General features: G+C 61.9%; 9 protein-coding genes. 8 read left to right on the top strand and 1 reads right to left on the bottom strand.

Annotation, left to right across the window (positions count from 1 at the left end):
* Positions 1-59: 59 nt before the first annotated feature.
* On the bottom strand, positions 60-2,633 hold the full coding sequence (locus tag jaqu_RS10985) for a hypothetical protein (RefSeq protein ID WP_161793863.1): 2,574 nt from the start codon (positions 2,631-2,633) through the stop codon (positions 60-62).
* Positions 2,634-3,556: 923 nt separating this feature from the next.
* On the opposite strand from jaqu_RS10985, the gene jaqu_RS10980 reads away from it, so the two are divergent.
* The 8 genes from jaqu_RS10980 to jaqu_RS10945 all read left to right on the top strand — a co-directional run bounded on the left by jaqu_RS10980 (position 3,557) and on the right by jaqu_RS10945 (position 15,884).
* On the top strand, positions 3,557-4,642 hold the full coding sequence (locus jaqu_RS10980; protein ID WP_043919017.1) for a hypothetical protein: 1,086 nt from the start codon (positions 3,557-3,559) through the stop codon (positions 4,640-4,642).
* 172 nt (positions 4,643-4,814) lie between these two features.
* A complete protein-coding gene (locus jaqu_RS20680) occupies positions 4,815-7,208 on the top strand; it encodes a vWA domain-containing protein (RefSeq protein WP_052500924.1) in 2,394 nt (797 codons plus the stop codon).
* A gap of 59 nt (positions 7,209-7,267) precedes the next feature.
* On the top strand, positions 7,268-9,010 hold the full coding sequence (locus jaqu_RS10970) for a hypothetical protein (RefSeq protein ID WP_043919016.1): 1,743 nt from the start codon (positions 7,268-7,270) through the stop codon (positions 9,008-9,010).
* Positions 9,007-10,779, top strand: coding sequence for a hypothetical protein (locus tag jaqu_RS10965; RefSeq protein ID WP_043919015.1), 1,773 nt, complete (start codon positions 9,007-9,009; stop codon positions 10,777-10,779). The genes jaqu_RS10970 and jaqu_RS10965 overlap by 4 nt, the downstream gene beginning before the upstream one ends.
* 10 nt (positions 10,780-10,789) lie before the next feature.
* On the top strand, positions 10,790-11,428 hold the full coding sequence (locus jaqu_RS20675) for an SH3 domain-containing protein (RefSeq protein ID WP_161793862.1): 639 nt from the start codon (positions 10,790-10,792) through the stop codon (positions 11,426-11,428).
* 286 nt (positions 11,429-11,714) lie between these two features.
* Positions 11,715-13,496 (top strand): serine aminopeptidase domain-containing protein, encoded by a 1,782-nt coding sequence (locus jaqu_RS10955; RefSeq protein WP_236687836.1) that lies wholly within the window; start codon positions 11,715-11,717, stop codon positions 13,494-13,496.
* 6 nt (positions 13,497-13,502) lie between these two features.
* A complete protein-coding gene (locus jaqu_RS10950; RefSeq protein WP_043919013.1) occupies positions 13,503-14,801 on the top strand; it encodes an SLC5/6 family protein in 1,299 nt (432 codons plus the stop codon).
* Positions 14,802-15,101: 300 nt separating this feature from the next.
* Entirely contained in the window at positions 15,102-15,884 is a 783-nt protein-coding gene (locus tag jaqu_RS10945) for a calcium-binding protein (RefSeq protein ID WP_052500922.1), read from the top strand.
* The last annotated feature ends 133 nt before the right edge of the window (positions 15,885-16,017 follow it).

The raw sequence follows: 16,017 nt of genomic DNA, 5'->3' as shown, positions 1-16,017 counted from the left end.
GCCGCCAGCGGAACCTGAATCCTTGAGAGCCGCCGTGTCGGCGTTGCGGGATTACTGTATCACTGCAACGAAGACCGGAAAGAAACGTCCACGAAGACGCGGGCTTTCTCGCCCCATCCGCGCATCTGCTCCGCTTCGAACAGGCCCGATATGGTCAAGACGATCTCTTCGCTGCCAAATCGCACCAGCTTCACCCGGGGAACACCGACCGGCGTGGCCATCACGTAGCCTTCCGGCCCGCCAAGTTCCCGAAGATCGAACATCATGCCGGTCAGATCGAACCGGTTTGCCGCCAAGTCTTCGGATAGGTCAGGGACAAGGATCCCGGGTCGGGACAGATGCATCCCTGTGCCGATGTAAAGCGGCGAGATCCCGGCGGTAAGGATCTCGCAAGTCGGCCCATACGGCCCCTCTGCCCTGGTGCTGACGACATCGAGCGGCAACTCCTTGCGCATGGAGCCGCTCACCGTACCCGACACCCGCGCCTCGAAGACGCCATTCAGACCGAAAATCTCGTATCCATCGGCGGTGGGCAGATTGCGCAGCAAGGCACCCGCCAGGGTTTCAATTGCGGTGCCCTCGCGTGTGAGCCGCCCCGAAGCCGCAGCGAAGCCAGGCTGCGCGGTATCCGTGACGAGGCGCTGATCGAAGAAGTCGGTTCCGCAATCGCAGGTACCGCGCAACGTCACGCGCCCGCGATAGGCGTTGGCGCCGACGCCACGCGCGATGACAGTCACTTCGTCCATCTTCCGATCGGTCCGCACGATGCCCTGACCATCGACCGAGCTTCCCCGCTCGAGCGTGCGAAACACCAGGTTGCGCGCGGGTACGCGCTCTCTCGTGCGCTGATCGAAGGCGATGACCTCGGATTCCATCCCTGGCGACAGGCAACTGCGCGTCGGCACAAGCCAAAGCCCACCGGCTTGCACGCTGAATTCGATGAAGCGATCCGCCGCATCGCTTTCCGGGAGGAACTCTCCGGTAAGCCGCGCCGTCGCCACGCCAGGATAGTTCTCCAGCCTGCGCGAGGTCGTCGCGGTGACGCCAAATGTGTCCGGGCTGATACTGTGCGTCAGAAATGGACTTTGGGGCAGATCCCATTCCAGTCGCGTCTGAGGCGAGGTCGCGTTGACAAGCGAGGCGCCGAAAGACACGGGATCGCCCGCCTGAATGACATGATCCCCGTATTCACGCGCGATCTGGATCTGCGGGACGCGCACGTTCTTGGTGAATTTCGGCAAGGTGGCGTAGGTGACGTGGGCGCCGTAACGCCGGTCCTTGGTGTTCGGCTGAATCTCAAGCTGCGCCTGCCCTGCCCTCACAGGACGGTAGCGACCGAACTCCTGGTATTCGTAAACAAGCTGGGGGTCACGGAGGGTGATCTGGGCATCCCTATTGGTTGCCATCGGGATCGCACATTCCTGATGCTTCAATCCCTTGCCGGCCTTTTGCGACGACTTGGTCAGATCGCCGTAAAGCGCGCTCATCATCTCACCCTGATGATAGCCGACGACCCCGCCGATCACATCATCTACAGCCGCCTGAATGGCATTGATCGATCGGCCTATCACGATCTTCTGCGCTTGTTCGGTACTCTGCGTTGCCTTCTTCGCAAGATCAGTGGTCAGCTTGCCGCCCAGGCGGCCAGAGACACCGCCTGCAAGTTCCCCCACGGCAGATTTGCCCAGAAGCCCCTGCGCCGCGAGCGCCAGATCCACCCCAGCCTTGGCCGCGTCCCAACCCTTGCTCTTGGTGTGCAGCACCATATCACGTACACGCAACTCGCCGTCCGACTGGTCTTCGTAAAGGATCGCTCCGTCGATCTCGGCGGTAATTCTGGTGAGTTCGTAGGGCATCATTCCATCGAGATACCCAAGATGAATGCTGTAGATCGCAGCGCCGAAATTGACCAACTTGTCTGGGATGTCGGCGGCAGCGCCTTTGCCTCCGGCGCTCATGACCGCTAGCCGTGCAGAGAGGCCCCCAAGCACTGAAGCACCGGTATAGAGAAGTTTCGCATTGCGGGTCTGCGCGAAGGATCCTGCTCCGTGCATCCGCATGAAATACTCAAGGTCATCCATGGTCGCCGGACAGGCATCCTTGTAGACGTCGAAATCCGTCGGAAAGGCCTGCGAGAAGAACGGTTCAGAAAATTTCGAGCCTATCTGTTCCAGCCCGTCTCCGCGGAAATTGGGATCGGCCGCAAGCGTCATCGGGATCGTGCCGGGCGTGACATGGGTCTGTTGCTGCTGCGGATCAGAGGCGGTGTTGAGAGGGTGAAGCTCCGCTGCGGTATTCTGGCGTGTCCTCAGTCTATCCGCGCCCAACCCGTGCTGGGCGACAAACGTCAACCGGACCGTGGCGGACATGTCGAGCGCCCACTGCTCCTGCGGCTCTGCGATATTGTAGAGACGGCGCATTTCCTCGGTTTCACGCGCCCGCGCCTCAAGCCAACTCGCGTCGAACGGTTCGGGCCCTCCGAGTGCTTTGGCAACGGCATTCGTTTCTTCCGCAAGCGCCGTGTCGTTCTCGAGCTTGCGAAGATAGGCGCCTTCCTGCACCGGCGGCGGCGATATCGAGATCGGCCGGGGCGCGCATTGACGGCGAATGTTTAGCGGGCCGTCATCGAACATCAGCGTCAGGTACGCCTCACCCCCAGCCGGGCCCGCAGGGTGCGCAGGCAGCATCACCGCCGCCTCGGTCTCCGTTTCGCGGAAGACCAGCCCCGGCAGGACGAGGCCCGCTTCGGTCTCGATAACCGCGAGCAGGCCTTCGGCGCCATGCAGTTCCCGCGGCAGGCTCACCGTCTTCAGGACCAATCCTTGAAACTCATGCGGCAGGCTCGGGCCGTCACAGCTCATCGGATCGCCGACGAGGCCGATTAGGTCGCGATCACTTGGGGGCGCATCGGCTTTTGGCAAAAGCTCTGCCGGGTCGATCCGCGGCGGGTCGTACGCAAGGGCTGACCCCGGCAGATCGAACCCCGTCACCCGTTCTGACGTCAGCCTGGACAAATGCTCGTTCAGCGCTTCGCTATCTCTGAGCACCTGATCGAGAAGGGGGCCGGACCCCGGTGGCGGTGTCCAGCTGCCTTGCGAAAAGCGCACCGCACGGGCAAGGCGCAATGGGTCATCGACTTGGCTCTCCGCCGCAAACGTCTTGCAGTCGCGCGCGTACCCGGTGTCGTGGTACCACAGGCATTGGCCCTCCAGCAGCGCCTCCGGCTCTTCTTCGACACTCAGCGCCTGGTCGACCCAGTCGCTCGGTCGCGAAACTCCTCCGTCGCGCATGATTTCGACAATCCGGGCATCGACAGCCGTGCGCATCTCCCCTGGCGACAGATCCTCGGGCAGAACCTGCGCCGACGCGGAAAATGCGCAGAGACAAAGCGTTGCGGAAAGCATGCTGCGTCTCGCCATGTCCGGACCCCGATCTCGATCATTTCTGTTCGGAAGCTACGCGAGATTGGAACCGACCCCATCACCCAGATGAATGACAGGGATCCCCCCGGTGTCTGCCATCATGCTCCGACGAATGGTGAAGGAGTACGTTCAAAATGGGCAAGGCAGGCTCAATTCTGGCCCTCGGCCTCATGCTTATATCCCGCCCCGGTTTTGGCGACAGCGGACCGTTTTCGGAGCTTGCAGGGCAGTATTACGAGAACACCTTGCCGGCCGAGATCATATGTCCGCTTTCGGAATGGGTGCTGTCCGCTGACGGCCAGCTACGTTCCCTGCAGGTCGGGGCAGCGTCGCTGGATGTGGCGGGCGGCTATGTCTGCGAACCGGGTCCGCGTTTTGCCACCTGTGCCAAGGCAGATGTGGTCGATGGAGTTTTGAATGTGCCGGCCACATCGGGGGCGGCCGAATTTCAGCGGCTGACCATCCTCGACGACGGCTTGATTGCCCTCGGCGAGATCGATGGCGAAGGCAACCCGACACTTCTGGCGCGCTGTCCATCCGACTATAGCCCCGTGGTACCCCACGCCACGCACGCCGCCTTTACCGCACCGCCCCCTCCGGCCCAGATCGGCGAAGGCGCCTTCGACGTGGCGGCCGCGCGGGAGAGAGCCTGGGACACAACACAGCTTGCGCCGCTCCCGATTACGGGCGTCTTCGGTGATTTCGTCCTGTCGCAGCGGATGGAAGCCTTTACGGAGATGATGGCCAGCATCCCGATCGAGAAGCTGACAGACGACCAGCTTCAGGGTAACTCGCGAGACGAGCTCACGCCCGAACGGCTGCGGCAGTTGGCACGAACCGAAAACTGCCGCAAGCAGCCTCGTATCTTCACCGAAGACGGTTTCATGCTCGTTCTGCGCATCGCGGAAGCCGAGGGCGATGCTCCCCCCGAGGCCAACATCCGGGCCGCTTTTGCCTGCCATCAGGATGCTGAGGGGATGATATCGTGCCGAAAAACCCGCAAGATGAATGGCAGCTTCGCGCCCGATCCGGATGGAGAGCACCGCGTCTACGCGCTTGGTGAGACCGAGACGGCGGAGCCGTATCTCTGCCGCCCGGGATATACGCCGGCGGATGACGGTGCTTGCGTGGCGCTGGTGTCATGCAGTCCCAAACACAGCAGTCCCGTGTTGCGCGGCACGAACACGCCGCTCTCCGATCTGATCGGCTGGAGGCCCTGATGCAGGACGCGACGATCGCCGGGGCTTCACTGCAATCCCGGATTGTGGGGGCGTCTATTCAGGCTGGCCCGCCTTTCGGCCTCCACTTCGATTTGCCGACCGGCCAACCCCTGCGTGGCGACCGATCGGCCCACCGCGTGCGGACGGATTTTCCAGTGACAGGAGTACGGTGATGAAGCATGTCAGAACGACATTGTGTGCAGCGGCCATCTTTTCGGCACCCTGCGGACCCGCGCTGGCACAAAGCCCCGACATCGTCTTCGTTTTCGACGGCTCGGGGTCCATGTGGGGACAGATCAACGGCAGGACGAAGATCGAGATCGCCCGAGAGACGTTGTCATCCGTCCTCTCCGAGGTCTCGTCCGATATGCAGATCGGCATGATCGCATATGGCCATCGGCAGAAAGGGGTCTGCGCTGATATCGAAACGGTCGTGCCGATCGGTCCCGCAAACCTCTCGGTCCCGCGGATCGTAGATGCCGCAAACCGGCTGCAACCCAAGGGCAAGACGCCACTGACAGATGCGGTCCGCATGGCCGCGGACGAGTTGAGGTATACCGAGAACGCCGCGACAGTCGTCTTGGTGACGGATGGCATCGAGACCTGCGATGCGGATCCATGCGCGCTCGGCCGCGAACTCGAGGCTGCTGGCATTGATTTCACCGCTCATGTCGTGGGTTTCGGCCTGTCGGAGGAAGATGGCACACAGGTCCAGTGCCTCGCCGACAATACCGGCGGGCTCTACCTTTCGGCCAGCAACGGCGACGAGCTTGGCAATGCCTTACGTCGAACCGTGTCGACCCCGGCAATCGCGTCCAGCGAGGACGATTTCGGGCCGGAGGCCGCGACGACACGCGATGTCCGCTTCGTCTTCCGCGACACCGATGGTGGCGAACAGCTCGGAACACGGCAGTTGAGCGGCACGGTCGAACGCGCGGATGGCACCGCCCTTGAGCCCGATGCGTTCCAATTCGCCTATCCCGAAGCGAACGGCAATTCGGCGACTGGCTCGCTTGAGCCCGGCAGATACATCGCCACGCTGCGCCGAGAGGGCGGGTCCGCTGGCGGCTACACGGCACGCTACGAGTTCGACATACCAGAGGGTGCGGGTGAGCACGTCGTCGAGGCCAGCCTCTCTGCCGAACTCAAGATCAATCCCTTCCTGAATCCCGGCCTGCCCTACGATCCTGAAAGTCCGCCCAAAGGCTCGGTCAAAACAACAGGCTGGGCCTATTTCAGCGTCTACCCAGTGATTGACGGCGCCATCTCCGACGAGGCCATCGTCAGCGAGGCCTACAGCGATCTGCAATTCCCTCTTGCCGCGGGTACCTACCTGGTTCGCGGCAACATCGACCGGACGACGACCGCTGAGCAATTGATCGAGGTCAACGGGCCGACGGCGATGGATTTCTCTTTCGACGTCACGCGGGTCTTCATCGACGCGCGAGAGGCAAACGGCCAGCCTGTCGTGAGCCAGACGACCTATTGGTACGAGGAGGTGCCATCGGGCCGGAACTATTGGCGCGGCGGCTATGGCGCGACGGAGGATGGCCCGACGCCATTCTACCTGCCGACCGGTACCTGGATCACGAATGTCGGCGGAGAAGGATATGGCGGTCGGCGAAGCGAACTCGTCGTAGATATCCCAGGTGATTTTCAGGACATCCGTATCGAAGTTGGCGAAGGCGAAGCCTTGAGCGAAGCCGACAAGGCCATCTTCACTTCTCCCGACTACGTTGGGTGCATCGAAATCGCCGCTGTAAAGTACGGCGGGTGTCTCGTGAAGAAGGCGGTCCTGGCCCCCATAGCCGCGTCTCAAACGGCACAGCCACAGAGCACTGCATCGGCGACTGCACCAAGCGGCGATACCGATCTGCGCTTCGTCGATCCGGATACCCAAAGGGATTACGTGCGCATCGACTTCCCGGAGGGTGCGGCGCCGGGGCAGGCTCGGATCGTCATGGGCGCCGGCTGGTGCGGGGACGAGACGCGCTGCGCGGGGTCAATTGCAGGGATCTCTGCAGACATCGTGGCGGCTCTGCGCAGTGGACGCACGGAGACATTCGTCGACTCCTGGGACGTCGGAACCGCGACAGTCAATCCGGACGGAATCCGCGATGCGATCGAGGTAAGCGAAGGCGGCATGACGCGGCGCTTCGTGCTCGAAGGGGCGGCCTCCGCGCTGTCCGGAACGCAGGCGGACACAAATGCCGGAGATCCGCTAGATGGGCTCTCCGGCACGGCCTACGCCTTCGCTTATTCGGGGACAGATCCGAAGATCCACGTCGTATTCGGCCCGTCTACCACGCAAGATGCTACGATCGTGCTGACCGACGGGTGGTGCGGTGACGGAACGAGCTGTCCCGGTCGGCGGATCACTGTCGCGTATGACGCCGTCGACCATCTCATCGGAGGCGAGTTCGCGGCAGGCTCGATATCCGTCGACGGCTACAGGTTCGACATCTCCAGCTTCGGCGAGGCGGAAAAGGACCTCCATGTCAGCGGAAGTGGGACGGAGCCGATGGCCTTCACCTTCGTCGGTCCGATCGATCTCGGCGGCAGCTAGGCGCACGGCCGCAAGGCAAATGCCGCACCTCGCTGAATATCGTTCACGAAAGGTAACAGATGACCAAGGTTGTTTTCCCCGGAATGCCTGTTTTGGCACTCGCCGCACTGGCCACGGCGGAGCGGGCTGCCGCTGAACCGATCAGTTTCGTCGATGCCGAAAGCGGCATCGTCCACGCGGAATTGACGTTTCCTGAAACCGGCGATGGTCAGCTGGTGTTACACGAGCGCTGGTGCTGGACCGACAGCCGCCATTGCGACCCCGCAACGCTGACAATGCCGGCCTCCTATCGGCGCTTCTTCGATCTGAACGACCCAGTTCCTGCCATGATCGAATTGGAGAACGATGTCTCAATCATTCTCGACATCGTAGCCGGGTCGGACGCGCGCCTCGGTATTGGAGAGCCCACGATGATGGGCGACCTGGACTTCTTTCGGGACTACGAGTTGATGCATGGCAGCGGCACGACTGCGCCTCGTCCCGCTGAACGCTCTTCGGCAATTGTCGAGCTAGCTGCTGACGCGCTTCATGGCGCGCCGATGCGGGTCCGCCTTGCAGACAACGCGCACGTCGTTGCTCCGGCCCTCGCAGGATATGGCTCGGTCATCGAATTGCCCGACGGATGGTGCGGCGAGCCCGTGGCTCAATGCCCAGCGTTCAGCATCGAGCTGCCGGGATCGCTGCTGCGGGAATGGGCCCATGGCACGTCCGAAGAGGCAGCCAATCAGGACGACGCATTTTCCATCCTGATGGATGATTTCGAATTCTATCTGTTGCGGACAGACCGGGCGCTGTCGGTCGAAGTCATCCAGTGGTTGGATAACGACCGGCAGTTCAGGCAGCGCTTCGACGGCGGGGAGGTCGTCGCATCCGCGGGTGCCGACACCGGTTCCACGCCTGCCTTCGACTGCTCCGTCAACGACACCACCGCAGCCGGAGGCGCCGCGTTTCATGTTATTCGGGAGATCGACAAGGCCTGCATCGGCGATCTGTCCTGGCCCGATGGCCCCGACCCGCTCGCAGCAATCAGGATGGCACCAGGATGGTGCGGCACCGACGAGTGCGGGGGAATCCAACTCCGCTCGGACAGCTTCATCGAAGATGGAACCCCTCGCCGTTTCTACGAAGGTCAGACCAACCAGCCGAGCCTGATCATCGAAACCGGCGACGCGGCATGGGACGGACCGGTAGGCCTCTTTGCCTCCGATGGCCGGGTTCTTGCTCGTCTCGTGCAGGCTAAGGACGACACGGCGGGGACGCCCGTGACGGATGACGGACCTGGAGAGCGCGTCGCCATCGCCGATCTTCCCGTTCCGGTCGGAGCCTATGCCCTTGTAGAAGGGCAGACCACGCTCGAGGGGCTCGGCAACCGCGGCGACAATCTATGCCTGATGCGTCCCACCATCTTTGCTGGAGGCGGCCGCGTCCTGTTCAAGACGCTTGGCGAGCCGGTCGATGGAAACCCCTACCGCACGCAGGAATACCTCGAATGCTCCAGCTTCGAGGGCGGCCCGGACGCGTGCACCAAGCATGCGGGCACACCCGATGTGCCGAACCCGGTAGGATCGGGCCCCGGGTACGAATACACGCCTCTCGGTGGCGGCGACTTCACTATCTGCCCTGTAAGAGGCGAAGAGCCCTGTGCCCTGCTCTATGCATGCGTCCGCGAGGGCGGCGCGATCACGGTCGACCGCACTATGGCGAACGGCATGAACCTGATCGAGGCGATGATCGCTCCCGGCGGCGGCGTCCAGTCGCGTTTTCGGTACATCGACAACACGACGCTTGAGGCCACGAAATGAACAGCATGTTGAACGTCTGGGCAAGGGCAGCCATGCGGGCCCTCGCGCTCTTTGTACTCGCATTCGCAAGCCAGGTTTCGGCCGCCGATTGGTCCGGTACCTGGACATCCGATTACGGAGAGCTTCGCCTCATCAGAGATGGCGATCGTCTTTATGGCGATTACGCAGAACGGGGCACGATCGAGGGACTTGTGTTCGGACGCAAAGACGAGCTCGTTCATGCGATCTTCATGTATACCGACGGCCGATGGGGCACGGTTCTGTGGCGGCGCGATGGAGACCGGTTGAACGGGCGTTGGAACTGGTCTGCGAACGGGTTGCCCGCAAACAGCCCGAACAAATGGTCCGCAACACGGACATCCGCGCAGACCTCGCCCCTGAAATACGCCGATGCCCACCGGGTCGGCTATCCATTCGGCGATGTCAACTTCACTGAAGGGCCGTTCCAATCCTGGCTTGAGACCGGCAATCGCCCGGTTCCGCAGCCCGCCACCGAACCGAACCGCCGCGACAATCTGAGCGCGCTGTATGGCGGCTACGTTCTATCCGGTCTCGACCAAGCCTTTGCCATAGAAGCAGACGTCCTCCACTTCCGCGGAGCCAGAACAGCCGCTGTCGATTTCTCCGTATTCGTCAACCGCGGCGAAGCCTGCCCCACCTCCATGCATCTGCAATTCTGCAACGAGTTACGGTCGCTTGCAGACGGGAGGGGATATGTCGCGGTGCGGTCAACCGGCACGACGATCGTGAACCTGAACCATGCCAGCGAGACGGTCGAGACGACGTTCCGCCTGCCCGGCGACCGTGATGACAGGTTGTTGCGATTGCATCGGGACGGCAACTCATTCCACGGCTCCATACACCACCGACAAAGGGGATTGGACTACGAGGGCGTCGTCCGGACACGTCCGCATTTGTGCGAACAGACCGCGTGCCAGAACGCCGTCTTTGCCGATCTACGGGCCAATCCGGCCCGATATCAGGGAAATGTCGACCGGGGCGCGATCCTGCGGATGATCAACGGGCCGAACCGGATTGCTCAATCACACGGACGCAGCACGCCCGCCCCCAACCCCGGCCCGGTCTCGAATAACGGCGCAGGGCCCCGACCGCTTTTTACCGATGCATGGGCCATCCTTGAGGAAACGGGCGACAATCTCGGCGAGATCGCATTTTCGCTCGATGGAGACCGCTTGGCGGCCAGCGGCAAACTCCGCGGCTTCTTCGAGACAGCGGAGGACCACGATGTGGTCTTCACCCTCTCCACCTGGACCTCCGAAGCGGTCGCCTTCGATCTGGTCGTCTATGCCGGGCAGTCCGGTGAGAGCAAACAGGGGCGGCTGTTGGTCGAACTACCCTCTTCGGCGCCCGCTGTCCCGCGCGGCACTCTGTTCGTGGAAGACGAAATCCTTCTGGTCGAGCTGGTCAGGCCGACGAACGGCCTCTCACCAAGGGAGGTCTTCGACACACCGGCAATCGGGATCTACGGTGTCTCTTACCGTTTGCACAACGTTCCACAGGGCCGAACCCTGCGGCTCCGTGAAAAGCCCGATCGCAACGCGGCGGTCACTGGCAGCATCACCGCGAATGCGTCCGGACTGACGATGTTGGGTTGCGACGAGCGGGTCCACCGCATCGATTCTCTGGCCTTCGAGCGCGCGGATATGGCCGCACGGACAGACATGTTGTCCCGGACCTGGTGCCAGATCTCGAATGGGCAGATCGCCGGCTGGTTGCCAGGCCTTTACCTGTCACCCGAAGCGAATTGAGGGCGGTTCGATGATCAAGTCACTAATCGTACTCGCTGCGCTCCTCACGAGCATGCTTGTGGGACCCCAGGCCGTCCGCGCAGCCGATTTTTTCTACGACCACAACGGATCGCGCATGGTGCTGAGCGTCGATGGCAGCGAGGTCCGGATCCGTTATCAGCAACCGCGCGCGGGTCTCGCCAACATCGGCGTCCGGCCGGGCACGTTGCTATTCGAAGGACGTGTTACGAACGGGATCCTCGACGGCATGAGTCGCATCTTCAACACGAATTGCGGTGAGATCGACTATTTCGTCCATGGCGCGTTCCGGACCGGCGAAGACTTCACGCTGAAGGGTGCAGCCCCAGTCGTGTCGAACATGAGTTGCCGGATTGTCGACAATCGATATGACGGACCGAACGCGAATTTGGTCTTCACGTCTCTCGCGCGCGCGAACGGAACCGCCCTGCCGGTCGGGCGTGGGTGCGTCACTGGTGTCCGGACGGTGCTCAATGTGCGCGTCGGTCCGGGGGCGGGCTACGGAAAGATCGGCACGCTGCCCGCCGGTGCCTGCGGTGTCGAGATACTGGCGCGATGCGATAGCGACTGGTGCGCGGTCACAAGAGGCACCGTGAAAGGCTGGGTGTCGATGCGCTACCTCCGGCGCTGATCTCGTTTGGCCTCTGCAGAAGAGATGTGTCTTTTCACCGCACCGTAATCGTCGACGTATGGGGACCAAGCAACGTTACGCCCCTATCACGCACGCGGGCAGCCGGGTTCTCTCGCGCCCGTTGGCCGTAAAAACCCCGTTATACCCAAGACCTCGCCACTTGTTGGCCTGAGAGAAGTCAGTGTAGCCTCGCGTGACTTGTCACGAGTGAAGAGGAACTGTGGGAGAGATGTATGCCGGGCGTATGACGCAGGGCCAGAACGTGTCCATGCAGACGACGAATCTCGTGACTGCGGACGGCATCTCGTTGGTTCACAGGGTTTTCACGCCGGCAGACAAGACGAGCCGCGTCGCCTTCGTCGCTCATTCCCAGGCGCAACACACGCTGAACCTCCGGCCCACGATCGAAGGTGTAGCGGCACGCGGCTGGCAGGTTCACGGGACGGACCTGCGTGGACACGGCTACTCAAGCGGCGCTCGGGCGCCGCGTGCGCATATGGACATGAACGAGGGCTGGGAACGCCTCGTATCGGATCTCAAGCTCGGTCTTGAAACGGCATTTGCGAAGACGGCTTGGGAGGACAGAATGATCGTCGCGCCGAATATCGGCGCAACGCTCGTCCTCGAGATCCTGAAGGACTGGCCCGATCTGGCTCGCTCCATCGTCTTCATCACTCCGCCGCCAAATCAACCGATCATCTGGCGGCTCGCGCGGTCATTCATGCAGGCCCGCGCCAAGATGCACCCCGAAGACGCGCCCGATGAACTGACGATGCACCAACTGTATACATTTCTCAGCGCGCGCCTAAATGACCGCAAGCGGCTGATCGATGTGATTTCGAGCGACCCCGCGATCACCGATGAGTTGCTGCAGGACCCGTATGCATGGCCCACGCCGACCACCGGTTACTTCCACGAGATTTTTCGCGGCATCCCGAATGCCTGGCGCTGGCCGCAGGGATCCCAAGTGGCCGACGGTATGCGGATCCTGCTCCTGTACGGCGGTGACGACCCAATGACGGCGAACGGCAAGTTTGTTGCGCCGATGCAGCGCCATTTCGAGACGATGAATATCACCGATGTCACATCTCATTGCTTCGAAAAAGGTCGGGCCGGGTTGTTCATCGAGGAACGGCGCCTCGGGATTTCGCAGGTGATCCACCATTGGTACGAAGGCGAGGCATTGAGCAGCCGAGACAACGAAAACGTCTCGATCGCCGATATCTCTTCGAACGTCCTGTCGCAGCTCGGCCTCGATCCCAACGCTGGCGATCTAAGCGAGGACGCTCTGGTCGAGCTTTGCTACGGCGCTATCGACGACGAAAGCCGCTGGGTCGAGATGCTTTACCGTTTCACCTACGCGCTCTCTTCCCACGCCACGCCCAACGATGAGACGCTCGACCGAATGGTTACGGCGCTTATGCCCCACTGGGACCGATCCTATCAGTTGAACCGCCAGATCATGCAGTCGGCGACCATTGGGGCGGTGCTGCAAAACGTCATCGAGCGTTTTGATATCGGTATGGCGGTGATTTCGTCCGATATGGATGTCAAATTCGCGAACTCGCACTTCGCCCGGGTGATTTCGGAGCTGAGCGGCGAGAACGTGGACGACTCAGACCTTCCCGCACTGACGAAGGCGATCGCGGAATTGTCGGACCGTGACTTCGCGCAAGCCTGCGCGACCGGGCACGGCGAAGCTCTGTTCATGGTCGACGGACAGGCTGTCGGACTTCATTTCCGTCCGAAGGCCCTTCGGCAGACTGCCCTTCAGATCGGCGGACCGTCGGGCGTGCTGATCCTCAGGCCGGCCAATCAGATCGGCACGACAGCCGAAAAGACCGAACTGCTCCGGTTTGCCTATGGACTGACCGAGAAAGAGGCCGAAGCCGCGCTCGGCCTTCTCGACGGGCTGTCGCCGAACGAGATCGCGGCCCGCGACACAGTGTCGATCAATACAACGCGAACGCATCTGAAGCGCATCTACGAAAAGGTCGGCGCCAAGGGACAGCATGATCTGACCGCACGACTTCTGAAGGGTCCACTCGGGCTGATCGTCAACGGCTAGACCCGTTTGGAGTTTCAGGCCTCTCTGATCGCGCTCTGCGTTCTTGCGCTGATGCTGTTGCCGGTGCTTGCGAGCCGTCTCTTCGCTCTGCGAGCGCAAGAAGAAATCGACCCGCGCTCGGAATTTCTGACTAACGAAGGCGGGAACGGACTGGTCGCGACGCTGGCCGGCGCGGTGGCAGGCAATATCGGCATCGGAAGCTTTCTCGCGCTGTTCCTGTTCGCCAATCAGGCACCGGTCATCGCGTTCTCCGTCGTGGGTGCCTATTCCCTCGGTCTCCTGCTTTGCGCCGTCATGGCCCCGCTGATCCGTCGCCGCGCAGAAGCCAATGAGGCGGTGGGTCTGGTCGATCTGATGGCCCGGACCCACCGCACAGAGAGACTGATATGGATCTGGATCCCGATGGCGTTCGTCTTCGTGTTGCGATCCGCGGTGCAACTGGGTGCGCTCGGCTTGATCGCGGCCCCCGTTTTCGGGAATGCGCCTTCGCTGGCCATCGTCGCGTCTGCCGTTTTCATCGCTGGCTACCTCCTCCTCGGCGGTTACCGCGCCGCGGTCCAGACGGATATCGTTCAGGCTGGCCTGATCGTGATCTGCGGTGCTGTCCTTGCACTCGGGCTGCCCAGCCTCGAAGGCGATGCGGCGCCGTTCCTGTCGTTTGGTCAATATGAACCGGCCATACTTGTCGGCATCTGGTTGTTCATTCCGTGGAGCGCGCTTCTTGCCGTGGACAACTGGCAACGCATTACGATTGCAGGCTCGACCCGGGTCGCGCAGACGAGCTATGCCATGGCCGCACTCGTCTGTGGCTCGCTGCTTCTGCTGATGGCCTACGCGGGATATTGGGCCCCTGACGGCGCCGACATGTACGGCACATTCACGCTGCTTGCGCCGACAGGTATGGCATGGATCGCCACCATCATGTTCGTGGCCTGCATCATGTCGTCCATCGACACCTTCATTATGCCGCTCGTCAGCACAGTCGACCGGTCGATGCCGATGCGGCGCATTCGTCTCGTTATCATGACCCTCGTCGGCCTGACGGCACTGACCGCGATCTTCTTCTCGGACACGCTCGACACGATCATCGCGGCCTTCAACAGCCTCGCCGTCTTCCTGCCCGCTGCATTCGGGACACTCTTCCTGCGCGCGCCGCGTGCCAAAGCGGCAATCGGATCGATGTATGTCGGTTTGATCTCCGTCATCACGCTCAGCTCTGTGTCGCAGAGCGTCGCATCGCTCGTCGGCTTTGCCCTGGCTGCCGTGGTTTATGTCGCCCTCAACCTCCAAGAGGATGGACGCTAAGCGCCACGGGCAGGCTGTGCGTTCAATGCATAAAACCCTGTAGGTCCTGCGAGGGCGCCAAGCTGGGAGGATTTGGCGATCCTGCGCCCTCACCCGCGCCGAAAGCTCCCTCGTTTCGGCATTGTTTCGAATTCGTCAATGATCGCCGTCAAGGCGGCTCCTTGTTTATTCGAAGAGTCTTCGACCTGCCGTCGCTTCGGTGGTTACGAGTGGCGGGTTTGGCCATGAGGCCAAAGCCGGTGTCTTCATGAGTTCCGAAGCGGACGGCGCCTGTAGTTTTAGCGTAAGGGGGAATGGGAGATGTTTGCTTCTGATGTAATAGCGAGGCTTCGCGCGCAGGTCCTGACTTTTGAGGACAGCGACACCGTCTGCGGTGGCTGCTATGAAGGCGAGCCTGACCTTGGTGGGACAGGCGGACGGGACACGATAATCGGCACACCATGGGACGATGTATTCGATGGCGGCGCAGGTCGGGATCATCTCGATGGCCGCGGAGGCGATGACGCGATCTATGGCGGCGGCGGGCACGATCGCATCTACGGGCGCGACGGTGACGACAGCCTCTTGGGGGAAGGCGGTAACGATCGAATCTACGCCGGTTCAGGCAGTGACGTCGTTTACGGCGGTAAGGGTGACGATGTCGTCTACGCCGATGACCGAGACGGCAACGGTGCGGACGTAGTCTATGGCGGTGACGGTGACGACCGGGTCTTTGGGCGTGACGGTGACGATCAACTCTTCGGCGAAGAGGGAAATGACCGTCTCTATGGCGGCTCTGGTGAAGATATTATCCGAGGGGGGAAAGGCGACGACGTTCTTTACGGCGATAACCCAAGCGACGGGGGCGCCGATGAGGGATATGCGGACGTCTTCGTTTTCGGCCTCGCGGACGGGAACGATCGCATCCTGGATTTCGAGAACGACGTTGACAGAATTGTCTTCGACGTTCCGAAAGACAGCATCGTGATCCAAGGCTTCAGCCTTCAAGACCATGGCGGTGCGGCGATCCTGTCCTATGGCGGGACGACCATCACCGTCTACGGGATATCCGCGGCAGAACTCGCGGACGACATCTTCTTTTGACCCCGGCCAATTGGATCCGGACGCGGCCTCGACCTGCGCCCGGATCATTTCTATCTGGATGGGCATCGGATCGCGTGGCCCTCTTCCGACGCGGGAAATGGCATGCGATAGGACACTCATCGCAATTGGCACG

Source organism: Jannaschia aquimarina (assembly GCF_000877395.1).
In the GTDB taxonomy this organism is placed as follows: domain Bacteria; phylum Pseudomonadota; class Alphaproteobacteria; order Rhodobacterales; family Rhodobacteraceae; genus Jannaschia; species Jannaschia aquimarina.
Note: the sequence above shows the minus strand (reverse complement) of the source record. Positions and strands in the feature narration are given on the sequence as shown.

Bases quoted from the DNA above. Each gene is read 5' to 3' on its own strand.
- jaqu_RS10985 (WP_161793863.1), bottom strand. From the start codon at position 2,633: ATGTTCGATGACGGCCCGCTAAACATTCGCCGTCAATGCGCGCCCCGG.
- jaqu_RS10980 (WP_043919017.1), top strand. From the start codon at position 3,557: ATGGGCAAGGCAGGCTCAATTCTGGCCCTCGGCCTCATGCTTATATCC.
- jaqu_RS20680 (WP_052500924.1), top strand. From the start codon at position 4,815: ATGAAGCATGTCAGAACGACATTGTGTGCAGCGGCCATCTTTTCGGCA.
- jaqu_RS10970 (WP_043919016.1), top strand. From the start codon at position 7,268: ATGACCAAGGTTGTTTTCCCCGGAATGCCTGTTTTGGCACTCGCCGCA.
- jaqu_RS10965 (WP_043919015.1), top strand. From the start codon at position 9,007: ATGAACAGCATGTTGAACGTCTGGGCAAGGGCAGCCATGCGGGCCCTC.
- jaqu_RS20675 (WP_161793862.1), top strand. From the start codon at position 10,790: ATGATCAAGTCACTAATCGTACTCGCTGCGCTCCTCACGAGCATGCTT.
- jaqu_RS10945 (WP_052500922.1), top strand. From the start codon at position 15,102: ATGTTTGCTTCTGATGTAATAGCGAGGCTTCGCGCGCAGGTCCTGACT.